The following is a 20790-nucleotide window of genomic DNA, read 5'->3' as shown; positions in this document are numbered from 1 at the left end:
CGATGAACGCATTCCTGCACCAGCTCGCCCTCGGCGCACCGCTGTTCGCCCTCATCCTGACGGGCTACCTGCTGATGCGCGTGGGCCGCTGGCCGACGGCCATGTCGCAGCACCTGACCCGCTTCGTGTTCAGCGTCGGGCTGCCGGCGATGCTGTTCCGCATGATGAGCGACCTGTCCCACCTGCCGCCGGTGGACAGCCGCCTGCTGATCGCCTTCTTCGGTGCCTGCCTGGGCATCTTTGCCCTGGGCCGGCTGCTCTCGTCGAGGCTGTTCGGGCTGGACGGCATCGGGCAGACCGTGTTCGGCATCGGCTGCATCTTCTCCAACAACGTCATGCTCGGCCTGCCGCTGGCGAAGGCTTACCTCGGCGACCAGGCCATCCCGTCGGTGGCCCTCGTGCTGGTCTTCAATGCCCTGATCCTGTGGACCCTGATCAGCGTTTCTGTCGAGTGGTACCGGCATGGCCATCTTTCGCTGAAGGGGCTGCGGGATACGCTGAAGGGCGTGCTGCGCAACCCGATCATCCTGTCCATCCTTGCCGGGACGGCCTTCGGGTTGAGCGGGGCGGCCCTCCCGGAGGTGATCGACAGCCCCCTGCACATGCTCGGCCAGACCGGCATGCCGCTGGCCCTTGTCGCCCTCGGCATGAGCCTGGCCGAATACGACCTGCGGGATCAGTGGCGGGTCAGTGCGATCATCGCCGTGCTCAAGCTCGTCATCCTGCCGCTGGCGATCCTGGGCCTGGCCAGGTTGATCGGCCTGCCGCGGATGGAGACGATGGTCATCGTGCTGCTCGGTTCCATCGGCCTGGGCGCCAATGTCTTCCTGATGGCCCGCCAGTTCAAGGCCGTCGAAGGCGGCATCGCCGGGGCGCTGATCGTGTCCACTGTCTGCTCGGCCGTCACGACGCCGCTGCTGCTGGCCATTACCGCCCACGGATTCGGGATCGCCGGGCGCTGAGGGCCTGAGGGCGCGGCTTCCGTGCCCCGCGAGGAACTGCGTGCCCGGCTGCAAGTCTGCACAAGGCCTGCCCGTGGGTGATTCCGGAGTGTTGCCATGATCGATGTCGTCAGCGAAATACAGACCTTCAACGCCGGGCGTGACCCGGACCGGCTGCGTCTCAAGTTCAAGGGCATGCGGGAGAGTCCCTTCGTCTTCCTGCGCGGCACCTGCCATCTCTTCTACCGCCGGCTGCCGGCGCTCGACCTGTTTTCCGATGCGCCGCCGGTGTGGTCCTGCGGTGACCTGCACCTGCAGAACTTCGGCAGCTACAAGGGCGACAACCGCCTGGTGTATTTCGACCTGAACGATTTCGACGAGGGCGTGCTGGCGCCGGCCAGCCTGGACCTGGTGCGCTTCCTCAGCAGCGTGCTGATCGGCGCGGCCACCCTCGGGGTGGGCGGGCGCGAAGCGCGGGCCTTGGGCGATGCCTTCATCGACGCCTACCGGGCGACCCTGCAGTCCGGCCGCGCGACGTGGGTCGAGCGGGATACGGCCAGTGGCCTGATCCATGAGCTGCTGGCCGGGCTGCATGGCCGCCTGCGCCCGGCCTTCCTGGATGGGCGGACCGTTCTCAAGGGCAAGCGGCGCCAGCTGCGCCTGGACAACGGCAAGGCCCTGCCGGTGACGGACACCCAGCGCGAGCGGGTGACCCGGCTCATCGAGGGGCTGGCCGACACGCAGGCCGATCCACGGGCCTTCGAGGTGCTCGATGTGGCCCGCCGCATTGCCGGCAATGGCAGCCTGGGGGTGGATCGCTATGTGATCCTGGTGCGCGGCAAGGGCTCGCCGGATGGCAACGAACTGCTCGACCTGAAGGCGGCTCTGCCTTCGTCATTGCTGCCTGCGCTGTCAGTAAAACAGCCCGCCTGGCCCTCCGAGGCAGCACGGGTGGTGGCCATCCAGCGCCGCATGCAGGCCGTGCCGATGGCCTTTCTCGAGCCGGTGTGTTTCCGCAAACGTTCCTATGTGCTGCGGGCCCTGCAGCCCACCGAAGACCGGGTCAGCCTCGATGCGGCGCGCTCCGGCCTGGCAGCCCTGGAGGGGGCGGTCGGCGCGATGGGGACCATCGTTGCCTCGGCCCAGTTGCGCAGCAGCGGGCGGGATGGGTCGGCCATTGCCGATGCCCTCATCGAGTTCGGCCAGAGCCGCTGGCGCAAGGATCTGCGGGCTGCCGCAGAGACCTGTTCGAGCCGTCTCCTGAAGGACTGGAAGACTTATTGCGAAGCCTTCGACGACGGCGTCTTCCTGCGCTAGTCAGCGCAGGCGCGCCACGTCACGCACCGGCGGGGCGCCGAACAGGCGGCGGTATTCGCGGCTGAACTGGGAGGCGCTCTCATAGCCCACCCGGCGCGCCACGGTGGCTGCGTCGATGGGTTCGGTGAGCAGCATGCGGCGGGCCTCCTGCAGGCGCAGTTGCTTCTGGTATTGCAGGGGGCTCATGGCGGTGAGCGCCTTGAAATGGTGGTGCAGGGTGGATTTGCTCATGTTGGCGGCCTCGGCCAGGGCGTCGATGGAGAGGGGCTGGTCGAAGTTGCCCTTGATCCACTCGATGGCCCGGGCGGTGCGGCGGGCCTGCCCGTCGATGGCGGCGATGCTGCGCAGGCGGGCGCCCTGTTCGCCCTTGAGCAGGTGATACAGCAGTTCCTGCTCGTACAGCGGCGCCAGGACCGGGATGTCGTCCGGGCGCTCCAGCAGGCAGGCCAGGCGCAGCACTGCGTCGAGCACGTCGCGGGTCAGCGGGCTGACGCCCAGGCCGAGCAGCCCGGCGCCGTGAGGCTGAGGCGGCAACTGCATGGCGCCGGAGAGTTCGGCGATGCGCCGGGCGTCCATGTCGATCACCACGCACAGGTAGGGGCGCTCCGGCGAGGCCTCGGTGATCTGGCCCATCACGGGGAGATCCACCGAGGTGATCAGGTAATGGCGACTGTCATAGCGGAAGGTCTCGTCGGCCAGGCTGAGCAGCTTGCTGCCCTGGGCGGCCACCGCCAGCACCGAGCGGTACACCGAGCAGATCGGCGTGCTGGTGGTGGATGCCCGGAACAGGCTGAGGCCGGCGATGGGGGTCGGGTTGGGGCCGTCGTGCACGCAATATCGTTCAATGAGCGCGGCCAGTGCCTGGCGCCCGGATTCAATATCAAGGGCTGCGGCCTGGGTGGAAAGTCCTGATTCCATCATGGTCTTGTGCGGTGCGTCGGTGGCTGCGGGCATGGTCGGGAACCCCGAGTGAGACAGCTGGGTGAGACAACATTCCGGATGATCGGGCAAGAATCTCACAGTATTCTGCAATGCACCAGCGGAGGCCATGGGCTACATTTCCATGCATGGCTGCGGGGCATTCGCTACCCGCGGAACGCATCAATTCCTCCCCCGGAGACCCCCATGATTCAGCTCAACGTCAATGGCAAGCCCCAGCGGGCCGATGTCGAGGCCGACACGCCGCTGCTGTGGACCCTGCGCGATTCCCTGCTGCTCACCGGCACCAAGTTCGGTTGCGGTGCCGGCCTGTGCGGTGCCTGCACCGTGCATGTGAATGGCCAGCCGACCCGCTCCTGCGTCACCCCCGTGTCCAGCGTGGCCGGCAAGAAGATCACCACCATCGAAGCCATCGGCGACACCCGTGTCGGCAAGGCGGTCCAGGAGGCCTGGCGCAAGCTCGACGTGGTGCAGTGCGGTTACTGCCAGTCCGGCCAGATCATGAGCGCGGTGAATCTCCTCAGCACCAAGAAGAAGCCCACCGACGCCGACATCGACGCGGCCATGGCGGGCAACCTGTGCCGCTGCGGCACCTATGTGCGGATCCGCGCCGCCATCCACGAAGCCGCCCGCGCGCTGGCCTGAGGAGACGACGATGACCCACGCCATCCAGAACCTGTCCCGCCGCAACTTCCTGCAGGGCGCCGCCGGCTTGACCCTGGGCTTTGCCTTGCCCGCCGGGGCCGCCAAGGGCAAGAGCGCCGCCGCACCGGCCGCCGCCACCGCTACCTTTGAACCGACTCCCTTCCTGCGCATCGGTGCCGACGACTCGGTGACCGTGATCTCCAAGCACCTGGAGATGGGGCAGGGTACCTACACCGGCCTGGCCACCGTGGTGGCCGAGGAACTGGACGCCGCCTGGTCCCAGGTCCGCATCGAAGGTGCCCCGGCAGATGCCAAGCGCTACAACAACCTGGCCTTCGGGCCCACCCAGGGCACCGGCGGCAGCACCGCCATGGCCAACTCCTGGGACCAGCTGCGCCAGACCGGCGCCGTCGCCCGCGCCATGCTGGTGTCCGCCGCGGCCCGGCGCTGGAACGTGCCGGCCGCCGAGATCAGCGTGCGTGACGGGGTGGTCGCCCACGCCGCCAGCGGTCGCAAGGCCCGCTTCGGCGAACTGGCCGAAGCCGCCGCCGCCGAGACCGTGCCCGCCAGCGTAGGCTTGAAGGATCCCAAGGATTTCCGCCTGATCGGCAAGCATGCGCCGCGCAAGGACAGCTTCGCCAAGACCAATGGCAGTGCCGTGTTCACCCAGGACATCCACCTGCCCGGCATGCTGGTGGCGGTGGTGGCCCACTCGCCCCGTTTCGGTGGCACGGTGAAATCCTTCGACGCCAGCAAGGCCAAGGCCGTGAAGGGGGTGGTGGATGTGGTCGCCATTCCCGGCGGCGTGGCCGTGCTGGCCAAGGACACCTGGAGCGCCAAGAAGGGCCGCGATGCCCTCACCGTGGAATGGGACGACAGCGCCGCCTTCAAGCTCGGTAGCGAAGAGATCCTCGCCCGCTACCGGGAGATGGCCGCCACCCCGGGTCTGGTCGCCCGCAAGGACGGCGATGCGCCTGCCGCCCTCGGCGGGGGCCGGGTGATCAAGGCCAGCTATGATTTCCCCTATCTCGCCCACGCCGCCATGGAGCCGATGAACTGCGTCGTGCAGCGCACCGCCGACGGGGTGGAGGTGTGGAACGGCGAGCAGTTCCAGACCGTGGACCAGGGTGTCCTCGCCGCGGTGTTCGGCGTGCCGCCCGAGAAGGTCACCATCCATATGCTCTACGCCGGTGGCAGTTTCGGCCGGCGTGCCAGCACCCAGGCCGATTACCTGCGGGAGACCGCCTTCATCGTCAAGGCCAGCGGCACCTCTGCGCCGGTCAAGATGGTGTGGCTGCGGGAAGACGACATGAAGGCCGGCTACTACCGGCCCCTGTTCCATCACAGCCTGGAGGCCTCCCTCGACGCCGACGGCAACATCCAGGCCTGGCGCCATCGCCTGGTGGGCCAGTCGATCATGAAGGGATCGCCCTTCGAAGCCTTCCTCATCAAGGATGGGGTCGATGGCGTCTCGGTGGAGGGCGCTGCGTCACTGCCCTATGCCATCCCCAATCTGCAGGTGGAATTGCACACTCCCACCGACATCACGGTGCCGGTGTTGTGGTGGCGCTCGGTGGGGTCGACCCACACGGCCTATTCCACCGAGACCTTCCTCGACCGGCTGGCCGCCGAATCGAAGCAGGATCCGGTGGCCCTGCGCCTCAAGCTGCTTACCAAGCATCCGCGCCATGCCGGGGTGCTGCGCCTGGCTGCCGAAAAGGCCGGCTGGGGCACGCCCCTGGCGCCGGGCAAGGCCGGTGAGCGGCGTGGCCGCGGGGTGGCGGTGCATGAGTCCTTCCACTCCTTCGTGGCCCAGGTGGCGGAAGTCACCGTGGCGGCGGACGGCAGCGTGAAGGTGGATCGCATCGTCGCCGCGGTGGATTGCGGCGTGGCGATCAACCCGGACAACATCCGCTCCCAGGTGGAAGGCTCGGTCGGTTTTGGTCTGTCGGCAGCGCTGCATGGCGAGATCACCCTCAAGGACGGGGTGGTGGAGCAGGGCAACTTTGGTGAATACGCGCCGATCCGCATCAACGAGATGCCCAGGGTCGAGGTGCACCTGGTGCCGTCCGCCGAGAAGCCCACCGGCATCGGCGAGCCCGCCGTGCCGCCTGTCGCGCCGGCGGTGGCCAACGCCATCGCGGCGGCCACCGGCAAGTGGGCCACCCGCCTGCCCTTCCAGTCCGATCTGCTGAAGGCCTGAGCATGGACAGTCAGGACCTGCAAGTCCTTGCCGCCCTGCGCCGCTGGCAGGCCGAAGGGCACCGGGCGGCGCTGGTCACCGTGGCCCGCACCTGGGGCTCGGCCCCGCGCCCTGCAGGGGCCTGGATGGCCCTGCGGGACGATGGGCGGGTGCAGGGCTCGGTGTCGGGTGGCTGCATCGAGGATGACCTGATCGCGCGCATGCGCGACGGGCGCATCGCCGGTAGCCGTCCCTTTGCCCTGACCTACGGGGTGACCCGCGAAGAGGCCGGCCGCTTCGGCCTGCCCTGTGGTGGCACCCTGGAGCTGGTGGTCGAGCCGGCGCCAGACATGGCCCTGCTGGCCGAACTGGCTGCGCGCATCGAGGCGGGGCAGCTGGTCAGCCGGGAGGTGCAGCTCGAGTCCGGCAGCGTGAGCCTCGGGGCCGCCAGCCGGGGAGATGTACTGGCCTGGGACGGCCGCGGCCTGACCTCGGTGCATGGCCCCCTGTGGCGCCTGCTGATCATCGGTGCCGGGCAGATCTCGCGCTATCTGGCGCCCATGGCCCAGGCCCTGGACTACGCCGTGAGCGTCTGCGACCCCCGCGAGGAATACGCCACCGAGTGGGATGTTCCTGGTGCAGCGCTGGTGCCAGGCATGCCCGACGACGTGGTGCTGGCCATGAGCCCCGATCCGCACACCGCCATCGTGGCCCTGACGCACGACCCCAAGCTCGACGACATGGCCCTGCTGGAGGCCCTCAAGGCGCCGGCCTTCTATGTCGGGGCGCTGGGTTCGCGGGTCAATAACGCCGCCCGCAAGGACCGCCTGCGTACTTATTTCGATCTGTCGGAAGAGGAAGTCGGCCGCCTCCACGGGCCCATCGGCCTGTACATCGGCAGCCGTACGCCACCCGAGATCGCCGTATCCATCCTGGCCGAGATGACTGCCGTGAAGAATGGCGTCGTGGTGGCTCGGCCCGAGATGCCGGTGCCGGCAAGCGCTGGCTGCGGGGTGGGCTGAGCGTGGGCGAGGCGGACCGCCCGGCGGTTGTCGGACTGCTGCTGGCGGCCGGCTATGGTCGGCGCTTCGGGGCCGACAAATTGTTGCATCCCCTGGCCGACGGTACGCCGCTGGCCGTGGCTTCGGCGCGGGCCCTGCGGATGGCCTGTTCTCGTGCGCTGGCGGTGCTGCGCCCGGAACAGGGTGTGCTGGCCGGGCTGCTCGCCGCCGAAGGGCTGGAGGTGGTGATCTGCCCGGAAGCGCGGGACGGCATGGGCCACAGCCTGTCTGCCGGTGTGGCCGCCAGCCCGGACGCAGCCGGCTGGCTGGTGGCGCTGGCCGACATGCCTTTCATCCGCCATGACAGTTTGAACCGGGTGGCTACCGCCCTGATCGCCGGGGCGCCGCTGGCGGCACCGGCCTGCGCCGGCCAGCGCGGGCATCCGGTCGGCTTCGCCGCCCGCTGGCGCAGCGATCTGTTGGCCCTGTCTGGAGATGAAGGCGCGCGGGCCCTGCTGCGGGCCCAGGGGCATCTGCTGCAGGTGGTCGAGACGGATGATCCGGGTGTGTTGCGCGACGTGGACAGGCTGGAAGATCTCAAGCCCCAGCCGTGAAGCTGAGGCTGGACGTAAGCTGCCGGCCGCCTATTCGCACTCGTTGAGGATGCCCCGGCTCTTCAGTCGATAGACCATCTGCGGCCGGGTGATGCCGAGCAGGCGGGCCGCGGCGGCGACGTTGCCCTGGGCCCGCTCCACGGCGCGGCGCAGCAGCACGGTCTCGATCTCGTCCAGCGAGACGTTGTCGCAGTCTTCCGAATCATTCAGCAGCAGGTTGTTGACCCGCCGCGAGACCCGTTCGATCTCCCGTTCCTTGGAGGCGTCGGCCACCAGGCTGGCGGCATTCACCGGGACCAGCTTGCCGTCCTGGTTGATCGAGAAGCGCTGCTCGGTGAAGCGCTCGCCGCTGGTGAACAGGTGGGGTGAGTCGATGGCACCGTCGTCGGGGGCCAGGATCACCCCTCTTTCGATGACGTTCTCCATCTCGCGGATGTTGCCGGGCCAGTCGTAGGAGAGCATGGCGTCCACCGCCCGCTGGGTGAAGCCGGTGAGGCGGCGGCCGTGGCGGAGGTTGAACTTGGACAGGAAGTGGGTCATCAGCAGGGGGATGTCCTCCCGCCGTTCGCGCAGGGGCGTGATGCGCACCGGAAAGACGTTGAGGCGGAAGAACAGGTCCTCCCGGAAGCGGCCGGCCGCCACCTCGTCACGCAGGTCCACGTTGGTGGCGGCGATCACCCGTACATCCACCTTGCGGGTCTGGGAATCCCCCAGGCGTTCGATCTCGCCTTCCTGCAGGGCGCGCAGCAACTTGCCCTGGGCGCTGGCGGTGAGGGTGCCGATCTCGTCGAGGAAGAGGGTCCCGCCGTGGGCCCGCTCGAAGCGACCCTGGCGGCTCTGCAGGGCACCGGTGAAGGCGCCGCGCTCCACGCCGAACAGCTCCGATTCGATGAGCTGCTCCGGGATCGCCGCGCAGTTGACCGCCACGAAGGGCTTGTCGGCGCGCGAGCTGAGGCGGTGCAGGGTGCGCGAGAAGACTTCCTTGCCCACCCCGCTCTCGCCGAGAAAGAGCACCGTAGCCTGGGTCGGGGCGACCCGCCGGACCATGTGCATCACCGAATTGAAGCTGGGCGAAATACCTACGGGGTGATTGGGGCCGTCCGTGTTATCGGGGCTTGCGATGAGCTTGCAGGGCGGGCGGGCGAGATTTTTCGCCAGGCCGTCGTCGAAGGCGCCCGGCATCATGAAGCGCAGGTCGTCGTCGGCTTCCGGCCCCCATTCCTCCACCAGCTTGCCGATGATGCGGCACAGCTGGTGCCCCATCGACTGGCACTCCACCTCGCGGTACAGCACCTGGCGGCCCATGAACTCGGACGAAAAGCCCGAGGCGTAGCCGATCTGCATCCAGCAGGCCGGTTCGGTGCCGATGGAAAAGTGGCGGATGTGCTCTTCGTCCTCCACCGGGCTGGTCCAGATGAACTCGCCATAGTGGGTGCCTTTCTCGACGTCGCAGTCGATGCGCACCGCCTCGGAGATGCCGATGCCTTCAAGGCAGTGCATCTGCGGGCCGACCACGAACATGTCCTGGATGGACGTCCTGGAGCGGACCTTGCGGGCCAGCTGGGCGTCAGCGACGCCAGCGTGGTAGCCCATCCGGGTCATGAAGCCGCGGGCCATGTCGACACCCAGCAATTCGATCATCTCCCGTCGCAGCATGCCCAGCGCCTTGGCGTGGACCAGCAGCATGCGCTGGTCGTCGAGCCAGATGCGGCCGTCGGTGGTGGAAAAGTGCAGGCGCCCCATCAGGTCGGCCAGGTCGGGGAAGGTGAGTTTCTCCTTCTCCAGCATCCCGGGCTGCACGACCGGGAGGTGGCCTCGGGGCAGGGGGGGCGTACGGCCGGAAGTCTTCACGGGCGTGCTCCGGGGACGGCAGGCGTCCTGGCGATCATCGGGTCTCTCTCCATCCTGTTGTTTTGATTGCAGAGTATGTCTGACGAGGCAAGCACGGGACATGCCTGCGCCTGCGTCCGGCCCTGCTTGCCTTGAAGATACGCTGGCCGGCTGGGGAGGGCCAGTCTGTGTATCAAGGCCTTGCAGAGGTGGATGAATCGATTGATGCATTGTGCACTGCACTGCTTATGCATGGATTAAAGCATTTGATTCACTGGTCGGGCCGCGGGAGGCTCGGCCCGATTGCCGCGGTTGCCTTACCGTCCGTCGTTGCACGGTGGCAAGGCCCGTCGCTGCTGGCTCTAGCCTTTCGGGAGGGGGAGCGGCCGGGGGGCTGGCATGCTTTCTGCTGAATGGGTCCTGAACCCCGCGGGCTGGAGTCCCATGAAAATGGTCCGGGCAGGCGAGGGCGCCCTACATAAAAAATGGATCCCGTCAGGGGCCGCAACGGAGACGAACACCATGCCCGCATTCCCCAGCCTGCACCGGCCTCCCTGAGGCGCAAGCCCATCCTCTGCCGCCGCCATCTGGCGGCCTCACTACGCTGTCGAGCCCCTGTTCGCCGAACGACCTTCCCTGGTCTTGGGTGTGGACTGGCTCGTCCCTGCGAAATCCCGTTCGCCCTTTCATGGGGTGATTTTTCGAGTTCGACCGTGACCAGGAGATCAACCGTGACCCAGACCAACCAGGACATCCAAGCCAAGCTCGAGCGGCTCGACGCCATGCTTGAGGAAGACCGTGACAAGCACATCTACCGCGTCGACCGCGCGGCCTTCACTGACGAAGAGTTGTTCGAGCTGGAGATGAAATACATCTTCGAAGGCAACTGGGTCTTCCTGGCCCACGAGAGCCAGATCCCCAACGCCAACGATTACTTCACCGTGCAGGTGGGGCGCCAGCCGGTGGTCATCACCCGCGACCGGACCGGCCAACTGCATGGCCTGATCAACACCTGCACCCACCGCGGGGCGATCCTGGCCCGCCACAAGAAGGGCAACCGCTCCAGCTTCACCTGTCCCTTCCACGGATGGACCTTCAGCAATGCCGGCAAGCTGCTCAAGGTGAAGGACCAGAGCCCCGACGCGGGCTACCCCGAGAGCTTCAACTGCAACGGCAGCCACGACCTGGTCAAGCTCGGGGCCTTCGAGAACTACCGGGGTTTCCTGTTCGGCAGCATCAACCCCGACGTGCTGCCCCTCGCCGAGCACCTGGGTGAGGCCGCCCGCATCATCGACATGATCGTGGACCAGGCCCCGGAAGGCATCGAGGTGCTGCGTGGCGCCTCCACCTACACCTTCGACGGCAACTGGAAGCTGCAGGCCGAGAACGGTGCCGACGGCTATCACGTCTCGGCGGTGCACTGGAACTACGCGGCCACCACCGGCCGTCGCAGTGCCGACGGCAAGGTGGACACCGTCAAGGCCATGAACGCCGGCAAGTGGGCCCAGCAGGGCGGCGGCTCCTACTCCTTCAAGCACGGTCACCTGGTGTTGTGGACCAACTGGTCGAACCCGGAAGACCGCCCGTTGTACTCCAAGCGCGCCGAATGGATCGAGAAGTTCGGCGAGGCCCGCACCGACTGGATGCTGCGCAAGTCGCGCAACCTGTGCCTCTATCCCAACGTGTACCTGATGGACCAGTTCAGCTCGCAGATCCGGGTGGTGCGTCCCATCGCGCCGAACAAGAGCGAGGCCACCATCTACTGCATCGCGCCGAAGGGAGAGGCGCCGGAAGCGCGGGAGCGCCGCCTGCGCCAGTACGAGGATTTCTTCAACGCGACCGGCATGGCCACGCCGGACGACCTGGAGGAGTTCCGTTCCTGCCAGCGTGGTTTTGAAGCCCGCGCCGTGAAATGGAACGACATGTGCCGCGGCTCCACCCACTGGGTGGAAGGGCCCGACGAGAACGCCGACCTGATCGGCCTGAAGCCCGAGCTGTCCGGCATCAAGACCGAGGACGAGGGCCTCTACACCGTCCAGCACAAGTACTGGCTCGAGGTCATGAAGAAGGCTTGCCTCGCCGAAAACAACGCCCACCAGAACGGAGACCGGTAATGCTGTCCTACGAAGCCATCCAATCTTTCCTGTACCAGGAAGCCCGTGCCCTCGACGAAGGCCGCTGGGCCGACTGGCTGTCCTTCTACGCCGATGACGTGACTTTCTGGATGCCCTCCTGGGACGACGACAACACGCTCACCGTCGATCCTCACAACGAGGTCTCCCTGATCTACTACCCCAGCAAGCAGGGGCTGGAAGACCGAGTGTTCCGCATCGAGACCGACCGCTCCAGCGCGTCCACGCCGGACACCCGCACCGGCCACGCGATCAGCAACATCGAGGTGCTGTCGCAGACCGATAGCAGGATCGAACTGCGCTTCAACTGGACCACCCACAGCTTCCGCTACGACATCGTCGATGTGTACTTCGGCACCTCCGAATACACCGTCGACACCAGCGGGCCGCGGCCGCTCATCAAACGGAAGTACGTCGTCCTGAAGAACGATTACATCCACCACGTGCTGGATATCTACCATATCTGAACAACAGGGCCCGTCGCCCCGGCAGGCGGGCCCTGTCGTTTGCGCGCCGCGAAAGAGACTTCCATGACCTACAACATCGCCCTGCAATTTGAAGACGGGGTCAGCAGAGTCATTCCCTGCGAGAGCGGAGAGCTGCTGGCCGACGCGGCCTACCGCTTCAAGATCAACATCCCGCTGGACTGTCGCGACGGTGCCTGTGGCACCTGCAAGTGCCATTGCGAGAGCGGCACCTACGCGATGAGCAATTACATCGAGGACGCCCTGACCGAGGACGAGGCGGCAGCCGGCTATGTGCTCACCTGCCAGATGCGCCCGACCTCCGACTGCGTCGTGCGCATCCCGGCGTCGTCGGCAGCCTGCAAGACCGAGGTGGCCAGCCACGGCGGCAAGATCAGCAGCATCACCCGCGATTCGGCCACCACCGTGTCCTTCTCGGTGCAGGCCGAGCGGCCCTTGTCCTTCCTGCCCGGCCAGTACGTGAACCTGCAGGTGCCCGGCAGCAAGGAAACCCGCTCCTACTCCTTCAGCTCCGCACCCAACCAGACCGAACTGTCCTTCCTGATCCGCGACGTGCCCGATGGCCTGATGAGCAGCTACATGCGCCACAAGGCCAACACCGGCGACTTCCTGATGTACACCGGCCCCTATGGCAGCTTCTACCTGCGGCCGGTGGTGCGCCCGGTGCTGATGCTGGCCGGTGGCACCGGCCTGGCTCCCTTCCTGTCCATGCTCCGCTGGTTGAAGGACAACCCCGTCACCCAGCCCATCCTGCTGGCCTATGGCGTGAATACCAAGGACGACCTGGTGGAGCTGGGCACCCTGGCCGAACTCAAGGCCGTGATGCCCAACTTCGATTTCTTCACCTCCGTGGTCGATCCCTCCAGCGGCCATCCGCGCCTGGGCTACGTCACCAGCCACCTGGGCGCCGCCCAGCTTCACGACGGCGAGGTGGACATTTATGTCTGCGGCCCGCCGCCGATGGTCGATGGTGTGCGCAGCTGGATGGCTGGTGTCGGCGTGACGCCCCGCAACTTCCTGTTCGAGAAGTTCTCCTCCACCAACGAAAAGGTGTCGTCATGAGTCGCGCAGATCGCTTTACCGGCAAATCCGTCATCGTCACCGGGGCAGCCCAGGGTATCGGTCGCGGCGTGGCCTTGGCTGTGGCCGCGGAGGGCGGGCAGGTGCTCGCTGTCGACCGCTCCGTGGTGGTGGACGAGGTGGTGGCCGAGATCGTCGCGGCCGGCGGCAGCGCGGCCTCCTTCCAGGCCGACCTCGAAACCTTCGCCGGAGCCAGTGCCATGGTGTCCGAGGCGGTGACCCGCTTCGGCCGGGTCGACGTGCTCATCAACAATGTGGGCGGCACCATCTGGGCCAAGCCCTTCGAGCACTACGAGGAAGCGCAGATCGAGGCAGAGATCCGCCGCTCGCTGTTCCCCACCCTGTGGTCCTGCAGGGCTGCGTTGCCGGTGATGATCCGTCAGCAGGGCGGAACCATCGTCAACGTGTCGTCGGTGGCCACCCGCGGGGTGCACCGGGTGCCCTACTCGGCCGCCAAGGGCGGCGTCAACGCGCTGACCGCCTCCATCGCCATGGAGGCCACCCGCCACGGCATCCGGGTCAACGCCACCGCCCCCGGCGGCACCGAGGCTCCGCCCCGCCGCATTCCCCGCAACGCAGCCCAGCCCAGCCCCGATGAGGTCAGCTGGTACCAGGGCGTGGTCGACCAGACCATCGACTCCAGCCTCATGCACCGCTACGGCACGGTGGACGAGCAGGTCGCGCCGATCCTGTTCTTTGCCTCCGACGAGTCCTCCTACATTACGGGCAGCGTGCTGCCCGTGGGTGGAGGAGACCTCGGCTGAGGTCCTGCGACTGGTCACATCAGAATAAATAAATAATACGAGGAGCAAACCGTGCCCCAGATCGACGTACACAAACTCTCCGACCACGCCCGCTTCAACGGCTTCCATGGCACCGTGCTGTTCTGGTGCGCGCTCATCATCATCTTCGACGGCTACGATCTCGCCGTGGCGGGCATCGCCTTGCCGTCGATCATGAAGGAGATGGGCGTCAGCCCCACCAACGCCGGCTTCATGGTCAGCTCGGCCCTGTTCGGCATGATGTTCGGCGCCATCTTCATGGGCACCATCGCCGACCGTATCGGCCGCAGATGGGCCATTGCCCTGTGCATCCTGCTGTTCAGCGTGTTCACGGCCATTGCGGGTCTCACCACCGATCCGGTGATGTTCAGCGTCACCCGCTTCCTGGCCGGCCTCGGGATCGGTGGGGTGATGCCCAACGTGGTGGCGCAGATGACCGAGTACTCGCCGCGCAAGATCCGCAGCACCCTGGTCACCCTGATGTTCAGCGGCTACTCGGTGGGCGGCATGCTGGCTGCGCTGCTGGGCAAGGGGCTGATCGAAAGCTACGGATGGCAGTCCGTGTTTTTCGCCGCCGGGCTGCCGGTGCTGTTGATCCCGTTCATCCTCAAGTCCATGCCTGAATCGATGGCCTTCCTGGTCAAGAAGGGGCGGCTCGATGAACTCAAGGGCATCGTGAAGCGGCTCGAACCAAGCTATGTGCCGTCGGCGGGTGACCAGTTCGCCCTGCCGCATGCCCATGCGGCCCATGGCGCTCCGATCGGCAAGCTGTTCCAGGACGGCCGCGGCTTCAGCACGGTGATGTTCTGGGTGGCCTTCTTCATGTGCCTGTTCATGGTCTATGCCCTCAGTTCCTGGCTTGCCAAGCTGATGGCGGGGGCCGGCTACAGCCTGGGGTCCGCGCTGACCTTCGTGCTGGTGCTCAACTTCGGCGCCATGATCGGAGCCATCAGCGGAGGCTGGCTGGCCGACCGCTTTCACATCAAGTACGTGTTGGTCGCCTTCTACGCCCTGGCGGCGGTATCCATCACACTGCTCGGCTACAAGGTGCCGGTCGAGTTCCTTTACATCCTGGTCGGGCTGGCGGGTGCTTCCACCATCGGGACACAGATCCTGACCTATGCTTACGTCGGGCAGTACTACCCTATGGCGGTGCGCTCCACCGGTATCGGCTGGGCCTCGGGAGTAGGGCGCAGCGGAGCCATCCTGGCGCCGATCCTGATCGGCACCCTGGTCGGCATGGCCTTGCCCCTGGAGCAGAACTTCATGGCCATCGCCATTCCGGCCGTGATCGCGGTCATTGCGGTGTCCCTGATCAACCATGGCCATTCAGCCTCGGTGCAGCACTGAGGGGCTTCGAGTTGGGAAAAAGATTGAATAAAAATATCGATATTTAAAGAAAAAATCGTTATTTTGGTATGCTCTCGCATACGGCCCCACGCCACCCCGCATCCGGATGTCCCAACGGTCCGTCGGCGGTGAGGCGTGGGGGAAATCAACCACACTAGGAGACAAAAATGGCATTGACTGGTGTTCTGCGCCCCGGACACGTGTCCGTCAGGGTGCTTGAACTTGAACCCGCGCTGAAGCACTACAAACAAGTGCTCGGGCTCATCGAGGTTGCCCGCGACGATGCGGGTCGCGTTTTCCTGAAGGCCTGGGACGAGCATGATCATCACAGCATCGTCCTGCGTGAAGCCGACGAAGCCGGCCTGGACTACATGGGCTGGAAGGTGGACTCGCCGGCCACCCTCAAGAAGCTGGCTGCCGACCTGGAAGCCTCCGGCCTGGCCACCGACATGAGCTGGATCGCCGCCGGCGAGCACCCTGCCACCGGTGAGCGCTTCCGCTTCACGGTGCCCACCGGGCACGTGATGGAGCTGTACGCAGAGAAGGAGAAGCTGGGCAACAACTGCGGCACCGAAGGCCCGGACGTGAACCCCGATCCCTGGCCGGACGGCCTGGTGGGCATCGCCCCTTCGCGGTTCGACCACTGCCTGCTGTACGGCGACGACCTGGACGGCACGGTCAAGCTGTTCCGCGAGGTGCTGGGTTTCACCCTCACCGAGCAGGTGGTGCTCAAGGACAAGCCGGAGTTCATGATCGGCGCCTTCCTGACCTGCTCCAACAAGGCCCACGACGTGGCCTTCATCCGCCAGCCGGTGAAGGGCAAGCTGCACCATGTGTCCTTCGAGCTGGGCAGCTGGGAGAAGGTGCTGCATGCCGGTGACGTGCTGTCCCGCAACCGCACCTCGATCGACCTGGGGCCGACCCGTCACGGCATCACCCGCGGCGAGACGATCTATTTCTTCGACCCGTCCGGCAACCGTAACGAAGTCTTCTCCGGCGGCTACATCAGCTACCCGGACAAGCCGGTCATCACCTGGTACGACGACAGTATCGGGCCCGCGATCTTCTATCACGACCGCAAGCTCAACGAAGCCTTCCTGAGCGTGTTCACCTGATCCATCCCCTTGCCCTGCGGCGTCCTTCCGGGCGTTGCAGGGCAAGATCCTGCGGCATCAAAAAAATATCGAGATTTTTATAAAATCTCGCTAAACTATAGCCTGTGAGTTGGCCGGGGGTTGGTGGCGACTCCCTGCATCAGATCCATCCGGAAAAGTGTCTCTGCTCCATCGGGCCGTGCCCGGTCAGGCGCTGTGACCACCGGGCCTACGAGACCTCAGACTGCGAGAAAGACATGAAAGATTTCAAGAACTTCATCAACGGCGAATACGTCACCAACGTCAGCGGCAAGACCTACGAGAACCGCAACCCGGTGGACAACTCCCTGATCGGCATGGTCTACGAGGCCGGCAAGCCCGAAGTGGATGCCGCCGTGGCCGCCGCCAAGGCCGCCCTGCACGGCCCCTGGGGCAAGCTCTCGGTGGTTGAGCGCTGTGCCATGCTCGACGCCATCGTCGCCGAGATCAACAACCGTTTCGATGACTTCCTGCAGGCCGAGATCGCCGACACCGGCAAGCCCGCCCACCTTGCTTCGCACATCGACATCCCGCGCGGTGCGGCCAACTTCAAGATCTTCACCGACACCATCAAGAACGTCTCCACCGAGTCCTTCGAGATGCGCACCCCCGACGGCAAGACCGCCCGCAGCTATGGCGTGCGTACCCCGCGCGGCGTGATCGCCGTGATCAGCCCGTGGAACCTGCCACTGCTGCTGATGACCTGGAAGGTCGGCCCGGCCCTGGCCTGCGGCAACACCGTGGTGGTCAAGCCCTCCGAAGTGACCCCGGCCACCGCCACCCTGCTGGGCGAGGTGATGAACAAGGTCGGCGTGCCCCCCGGCGTGTACAACGTGATCAACGGCTACGGCGTGGATTCCGCCGGCGCCCTGCTGACCGCCCACCCGGACGTGAGCGGCATCACCTTCACCGGCGAAACCAAGACCGGCACCGCCATCATGAAGGCCGGCGCCGATGGCATCCGCCCGGTGTCGCTGGAACTGGGCGGCAAGAACGCTGCCGTCGTGTTTGCCGACTGCGACTTCGAAAATGCGGTGAACACCGTGACCCGCTCGGTCTTCGAGAACTGCGGCCAGGTCTGCCTGGGCACCGAGCGTGTGTATGTCGAACGCCCGATCTTCGACAAGTTCGTGGCCGCCCTCAAGGAAAAGGCCGAAGGCATGAAGCCCGGCCGTCCCTTCGATCACGACACCAAGATCGGCCCCCTGGTCAGCAAGGTGCATCAGAAGAAGGTGCTCTCCTACTACGAGCGTGCCAAGGCCGAAGGCGCCACCATCGTCACCGGCGGCGGTGTGCCCAACATGCCGGACGACCTCAAGGACGGTTGCTGGGTCGAGCCCACCATCTGGACCGGCCTGCCGGAAACCGCCTCCGTGGTGCGTGAGGAAATCTTCGGACCGTGCTGCCACATCCAGCCCTTCGACACCGAAGAGGAAGCCGTGCGCATGGCCAACGACACCAAGTACGGTCTGGCCACTTCCATTTACACCCAGGACATCAGCCGCGCCAGCCGCGTCGCCGGCCAGATCGAAGTGGGCCTGTGCTGGGTCAACAGCTGGTTCCTGCGTGACCTGCGCACCCCCTTCGGCGGCTCCAAGCAGTCCGGCATCGGTCGCGAGGGCGGCCTGCACTCCCTCGAGTTCTACACCGAGCTGCGCAATGTCATGATCAAGTACTGAGCGAGCTCAGTACTCACGTTCCTCCCCGACGCCCCTCCCCAGGGGCGTCCGCCGGCCCCGATCCCTCCCCCGGGGCCGGCACCCCTATTTGAATAGAGACGGAAGACCCCATGGACCTGACCAAGATCGAGCACTACGGCGACGAGCTCTACAACGCCCTCATCACCCGCAAGGCAGTGGCCCCGCTGACCGACCGGGAGCCCGAAATCACCATCGAGGATGCCTACCGCATCCAGCTGCGCATGATCCAGCGTCGCGTGGACGCCGGTGAAACCATCATCGGCAAGAAGATCGGCGTGACCAGCAAGGTGGTCATGGACATGCTCAAGGTCAATCAGCCCGACTTCGGCCAGATGACCTCCGGCATGGTCTTCAGCGAAGGCGAAGCGATCCGTGCCGACAGCATGATCGCCCCCCGCGCCGAAGCCGAAGTGGCCTTCATCCTCAAGCGCGACCTGGAAGGCCCCGGCGTCACCCCGGCCGACGTGCTGCGCGCGACCGAGTGCGTCGTGCCCTGCTTCGAGATCGTCGATTCCCGCATCCAGGACTGGAAGATCAAGATCCAGGACACCGTGGCCGACAACGCCTCCTGCGGCGTGCTGACCCTCGGCGGCGTGCGCCGCAGCCCCCGCGACCTCGACCTGGCCCTGGCCGGCATGGTCCTCGAGAAGAACGGCGAGATCATCAGCACCTCCACCGGTGCCGCCGTTCAGGGCTCCCCGGTGAATGCCGTGGCCTGGCTGGCCAACACCCTGGGTCGCCTGGGCATCGGCCTCAAGGCGGGCGAGGTGATCCTCTCCGGTTCCCAGTCCCCCCTCGTCCCGGTCAAGGCCGGTGACTACCTCGCCTGCGCAGTGGGCGGCCTCGGCGGTACTTCGGTCCGCTTCATCTGACCCCAACAGGAAGACACAGCATGAATCTCGACAACGCCACCATCCTCAAGCTCGCCGATCACCTCGAAACCGCCGAGCTCAAGGCCTACGACGTCACCAAGATCACCGACGACCATCCGGACATGGACTGGGATGACGCCTACGCCATCCAGGACGAGATCCGCCGTCGCAAGGAAGCCCGCGGCAACAAGACCGTGGGCCTCAAGGCCGGCCTGACCTCCTTCGCCAAGATGAAGCAGATGGGCGTCGAAGTCCCCGTCTTCGGCTTCGTCAGCGACTACATGAGCTGCCCGGACGGCGGCGAGATCAAGACCTCCGAGCTGATCCACCCCAAGGTCGAAGCCGAGATCTGCGTGGTCACCAAGGCTCCCCTGTCCGGCCCCGGCTGCCACATGGGTGCCGTGATGGCGGCCATCGACTTCGTCGTGCCGGCCGTGGAGATCATCGATTCCCGCTACCGCGACTTCAAGTTCGACCTGAAGAGCGTGATCGCCGACAACACCTCCGCCTCCCGCTTCGTGATCGGTGGCCGTCCCCGTGAGCTGGCCGACCTCGACCTGCGCACCCTCGGCGTGGTGATGGAAAAGAATGGCGAGATCGTCGCCATGGCCGCCGGCGCCGCGGTGCTGGGCCATCCGCTGGCGGCCGTGGTGATGCTGGCCAACCACCTGGGCGCCCGCGGCCAGGAGATCCCGGCCGGCTCCTTCATCATGACCGGCGGCGCAACCGAAGCCATCGCGGTCAAGGCCGGTGACAACGTGGCGGTGCGCTTCCAGGATCTGGGCACCGTCTCCATGCGTTTCGCCTGAGTTTCACCCACCACCCGCGTAGAGAAGGCCGCCGCCGAGCGGCCCGGAGACTGAGAGAGGACATCCCATGGCAGCGAAGGAAGCAAAGACCAACCCATTCACCCAGGAGACCGGCATCATCAACCTGGGTGGCATCGACGCGATCGTGCGGCTGACGCTGGACCAGGTGCGCACGGATGCGCGCCGGGGTCTCAAGACCGGGATGTTCGTCTCGGGCTACCGGGGCTCCCCGGTGGGCATGCTGGACGCGGCGCTGATCAAGCAGCAGAAACACCTGCTCGAACAGAACATCCACTTCGTGGACGGCATCAACGAAGACCTGGCCGCCACCGCGGTGTGGGGCACCCAGATGCTGCACACCGTGGGCGGCCAGAAGTTCGACGGGGTCACCGGCCTGTGGTACGGCAAGGCCCCGGGCGTGGACCGCTCCGGTGACGCCCTCAAACACGCCAACTACACCGGCATCGGCAAGAACGGCGGCGTGCTCGCCATCGTCGGCGACGACCCCAGCTGCAAGAGCTCGTCCCTGGCCAGCCAGTCCGAGCCCATGCTCTTTCACGTCGGCATCCCCTCCCTCTACCCGGGCAACGTCCAGGAGATCCTCGACCTGGGCCTGCACGGCTACAACCTGTCGCGCATGGCCGGCGTGTGGATGGGCATGAAGATCGTCACCAACGTTGCCGACGGCACCGGCAGCGCCCTGGTCTCCCCCGAGCGGCTCAACTTCGTCACCCCCGACCTGGAATTCGACGGCCAGCTGTTCACCCCGCGCATGAACCTCGGCATGAACGTGCGCGCCGACGCCCTCGAGATGGAGCAATCCCTCTACACCCGGCGCCTCGAAGTGGTGAAGCGCTACGCCCGCGCCAACAAGCTCAACAACATCGTCTTCGAGAACCGCGACGCCTGGCTCGGCATCCTCACCGCCGGCAAGACCTACAACGACCTCAAGCAGGCCTTCCTCGAGATGGGCCTGGA

Annotated in this window: 17 protein-coding genes and 1 pseudogene; 16 read left to right on the top strand and 2 right to left on the bottom strand. The window is 66.2% G+C overall.

The window, feature by feature from the left end; translation table 11 throughout:
* Positions 1–2 precede the first annotated feature (2 nt).
* The gene (locus tag HHL15_RS15540; RefSeq protein ID WP_169146705.1) at positions 3–962 is read left to right on the top strand and encodes an AEC family transporter; all 960 of its coding nucleotides are present in this window, start codon (positions 3–5) and stop codon (positions 960–962) included.
* Positions 963–1058: 96 nt separating this feature from the next.
* Positions 1059–2258: a DUF2252 domain-containing protein gene (locus tag HHL15_RS15535; RefSeq protein ID WP_169146704.1), complete on the top strand. Its 1200-nt coding sequence runs from the start codon at positions 1059–1061 to the stop codon at positions 2256–2258.
* Here HHL15_RS15535 and HHL15_RS15530 read toward each other — a convergent pair whose 3' ends face one another.
* Entirely contained in the window at positions 2259–3212 is a 954-nt protein-coding gene (locus tag HHL15_RS15530) for an AraC family transcriptional regulator (RefSeq protein WP_206198796.1), read from the bottom strand.
* A gap of 171 nt (positions 3213–3383) precedes the next feature.
* Between HHL15_RS15530 and HHL15_RS15525 the strand changes: the two genes are divergently transcribed.
* Genes HHL15_RS15525 through HHL15_RS15510 form a run of 4 tightly spaced genes read left to right on the top strand, consistent with a single transcriptional unit; the run spans position 3384 to position 7639 of the window.
* A complete protein-coding gene (locus tag HHL15_RS15525; protein ID WP_169146703.1) occupies positions 3384–3842 on the top strand; it encodes a (2Fe-2S)-binding protein in 459 nt (152 codons plus the stop codon).
* 10 nt (positions 3843–3852) lie between these two features.
* The gene (locus HHL15_RS15520; RefSeq protein ID WP_169146702.1) at positions 3853–6045 is read left to right on the top strand and encodes a xanthine dehydrogenase family protein molybdopterin-binding subunit; all 2193 of its coding nucleotides are present in this window, start codon (positions 3853–3855) and stop codon (positions 6043–6045) included.
* 2 nt (positions 6046–6047) lie between these two features.
* Positions 6048–7046 carry an XdhC family protein gene (locus tag HHL15_RS15515; protein WP_169146701.1) on the top strand — a complete coding sequence of 333 codons (999 nt, stop codon included), beginning with the start codon at positions 6048–6050 and terminating at the stop codon, positions 7044–7046.
* 2 nt (positions 7047–7048) lie between these two features.
* On the top strand, positions 7049–7639 hold the full coding sequence (locus tag HHL15_RS15510; protein WP_169146700.1) for a nucleotidyltransferase family protein: 591 nt from the start codon (positions 7049–7051) through the stop codon (positions 7637–7639).
* Between the two features lie 30 nt (positions 7640–7669).
* Here the strand turns inward: HHL15_RS15510 and HHL15_RS15505 are convergent, their stop codons facing one another.
* Positions 7670–9490 carry a sigma 54-interacting transcriptional regulator gene (locus tag HHL15_RS15505; RefSeq protein WP_328825049.1) on the bottom strand — a complete coding sequence of 607 codons (1821 nt, stop codon included), beginning with the start codon at positions 9488–9490 and terminating at the stop codon, positions 7670–7672.
* A 710-nt stretch (positions 9491–10200) separates the two neighbouring features.
* Between HHL15_RS15505 and benA the strand changes: the two genes are divergently transcribed.
* The 10 genes and pseudogenes from benA to HHL15_RS15455 all read left to right on the top strand — a co-directional run.
* Positions 10201–11583 (top strand): benzoate 1,2-dioxygenase large subunit, encoded by a 1383-nt coding sequence (benA, locus tag HHL15_RS15500; RefSeq protein ID WP_328825048.1) that lies wholly within the window; start codon positions 10201–10203, stop codon positions 11581–11583.
* Complete coding sequence (gene benB, locus HHL15_RS15495) at positions 11583–12068, top strand: benzoate 1,2-dioxygenase small subunit (protein WP_169146699.1); 486 nt, start codon at positions 11583–11585, stop codon at positions 12066–12068. The genes benA and benB overlap by 1 nt, the downstream gene beginning before the upstream one ends.
* Before the next feature lie 63 nt (positions 12069–12131).
* Positions 12132–13148, top strand: a complete 1017-nt coding sequence (benC, locus tag HHL15_RS15490) for a benzoate 1,2-dioxygenase electron transfer component BenC (RefSeq protein ID WP_169146698.1) — start codon at positions 12132–12134, stop codon at positions 13146–13148.
* Positions 13145–13930, top strand: a complete 786-nt coding sequence (locus HHL15_RS15485; RefSeq protein ID WP_169146697.1) for a 1,6-dihydroxycyclohexa-2,4-diene-1-carboxylate dehydrogenase — start codon at positions 13145–13147, stop codon at positions 13928–13930. The genes benC and HHL15_RS15485 overlap by 4 nt, the downstream gene beginning before the upstream one ends.
* A 51-nt stretch (positions 13931–13981) precedes the next feature.
* Positions 13982–15298: an MFS transporter gene (locus tag HHL15_RS15480; protein WP_169146696.1), complete on the top strand. Its 1317-nt coding sequence runs from the start codon at positions 13982–13984 to the stop codon at positions 15296–15298.
* 167 nt (positions 15299–15465) lie between these two features.
* The gene (locus HHL15_RS15475) at positions 15466–16413 is read left to right on the top strand and encodes a catechol 2,3-dioxygenase (protein ID WP_169146695.1); all 948 of its coding nucleotides are present in this window, start codon (positions 15466–15468) and stop codon (positions 16411–16413) included.
* Positions 16414–16649: 236 nt separating this feature from the next.
* Complete coding sequence (locus HHL15_RS15470; RefSeq protein WP_169146694.1) at positions 16650–18110, top strand: 2-hydroxymuconic semialdehyde dehydrogenase; 1461 nt, start codon at positions 16650–16652, stop codon at positions 18108–18110.
* Positions 18111–18220: 110 nt separating this feature from the next.
* A complete protein-coding gene (gene dmpE / locus HHL15_RS15465; RefSeq protein ID WP_169146693.1) occupies positions 18221–19003 on the top strand; it encodes a 2-oxopent-4-enoate hydratase in 783 nt (260 codons plus the stop codon).
* Positions 19004–19023: 20 nt separating this feature from the next.
* The gene (gene dmpH, locus HHL15_RS15460) at positions 19024–19812 is read left to right on the top strand and encodes a 2-oxo-3-hexenedioate decarboxylase (protein ID WP_169146692.1); all 789 of its coding nucleotides are present in this window, start codon (positions 19024–19026) and stop codon (positions 19810–19812) included.
* Between the two features lie 67 nt (positions 19813–19879).
* A pseudogene (locus HHL15_RS15455) lies at positions 19880–20790 on the top strand (indolepyruvate ferredoxin oxidoreductase family protein); the annotation flags it as partial.

The sequence above is a fragment of the Zoogloea dura genome (assembly GCF_012927165.1).
Lineage (GTDB): Bacteria > Pseudomonadota > Gammaproteobacteria > Burkholderiales > Rhodocyclaceae > Zoogloea > Zoogloea dura.
The sequence above is the reverse complement of the archived record's forward strand: the minus strand, read 5'-3'. Positions and strand labels throughout refer to the sequence as shown.

Bases quoted from the DNA above. Each gene is read 5' to 3' on its own strand.
- HHL15_RS15485 (WP_169146697.1), top strand. From the start codon at position 13,145: ATGAGTCGCGCAGATCGCTTTACCGGCAAATCCGTCATCGTCACCGGG.
- dmpE (WP_169146693.1), top strand. From the start codon at position 18,221: ATGGACCTGACCAAGATCGAGCACTACGGCGACGAGCTCTACAACGCC.
- HHL15_RS15515 (WP_169146701.1), top strand. From the start codon at position 6,048: ATGGACAGTCAGGACCTGCAAGTCCTTGCCGCCCTGCGCCGCTGGCAG.
- HHL15_RS15520 (WP_169146702.1), top strand. From the start codon at position 3,853: ATGACCCACGCCATCCAGAACCTGTCCCGCCGCAACTTCCTGCAGGGC.
- HHL15_RS15530 (WP_206198796.1), bottom strand. From the start codon at position 3,212: ATGCCCGCAGCCACCGACGCACCGCACAAGACCATGATGGAATCAGGA.
- benB (WP_169146699.1), top strand. From the start codon at position 11,583: ATGCTGTCCTACGAAGCCATCCAATCTTTCCTGTACCAGGAAGCCCGT.
- HHL15_RS15540 (WP_169146705.1), top strand. From the start codon at position 3: ATGAACGCATTCCTGCACCAGCTCGCCCTCGGCGCACCGCTGTTCGCC.
- HHL15_RS15535 (WP_169146704.1), top strand. From the start codon at position 1,059: ATGATCGATGTCGTCAGCGAAATACAGACCTTCAACGCCGGGCGTGAC.
- HHL15_RS15525 (WP_169146703.1), top strand. From the start codon at position 3,384: ATGATTCAGCTCAACGTCAATGGCAAGCCCCAGCGGGCCGATGTCGAG.
- HHL15_RS15470 (WP_169146694.1), top strand. From the start codon at position 16,650: ATGAAAGATTTCAAGAACTTCATCAACGGCGAATACGTCACCAACGTC.
- dmpH (WP_169146692.1), top strand. From the start codon at position 19,024: ATGAATCTCGACAACGCCACCATCCTCAAGCTCGCCGATCACCTCGAA.
- HHL15_RS15475 (WP_169146695.1), top strand. From the start codon at position 15,466: ATGGCATTGACTGGTGTTCTGCGCCCCGGACACGTGTCCGTCAGGGTG.
- benC (WP_169146698.1), top strand. From the start codon at position 12,132: ATGACCTACAACATCGCCCTGCAATTTGAAGACGGGGTCAGCAGAGTC.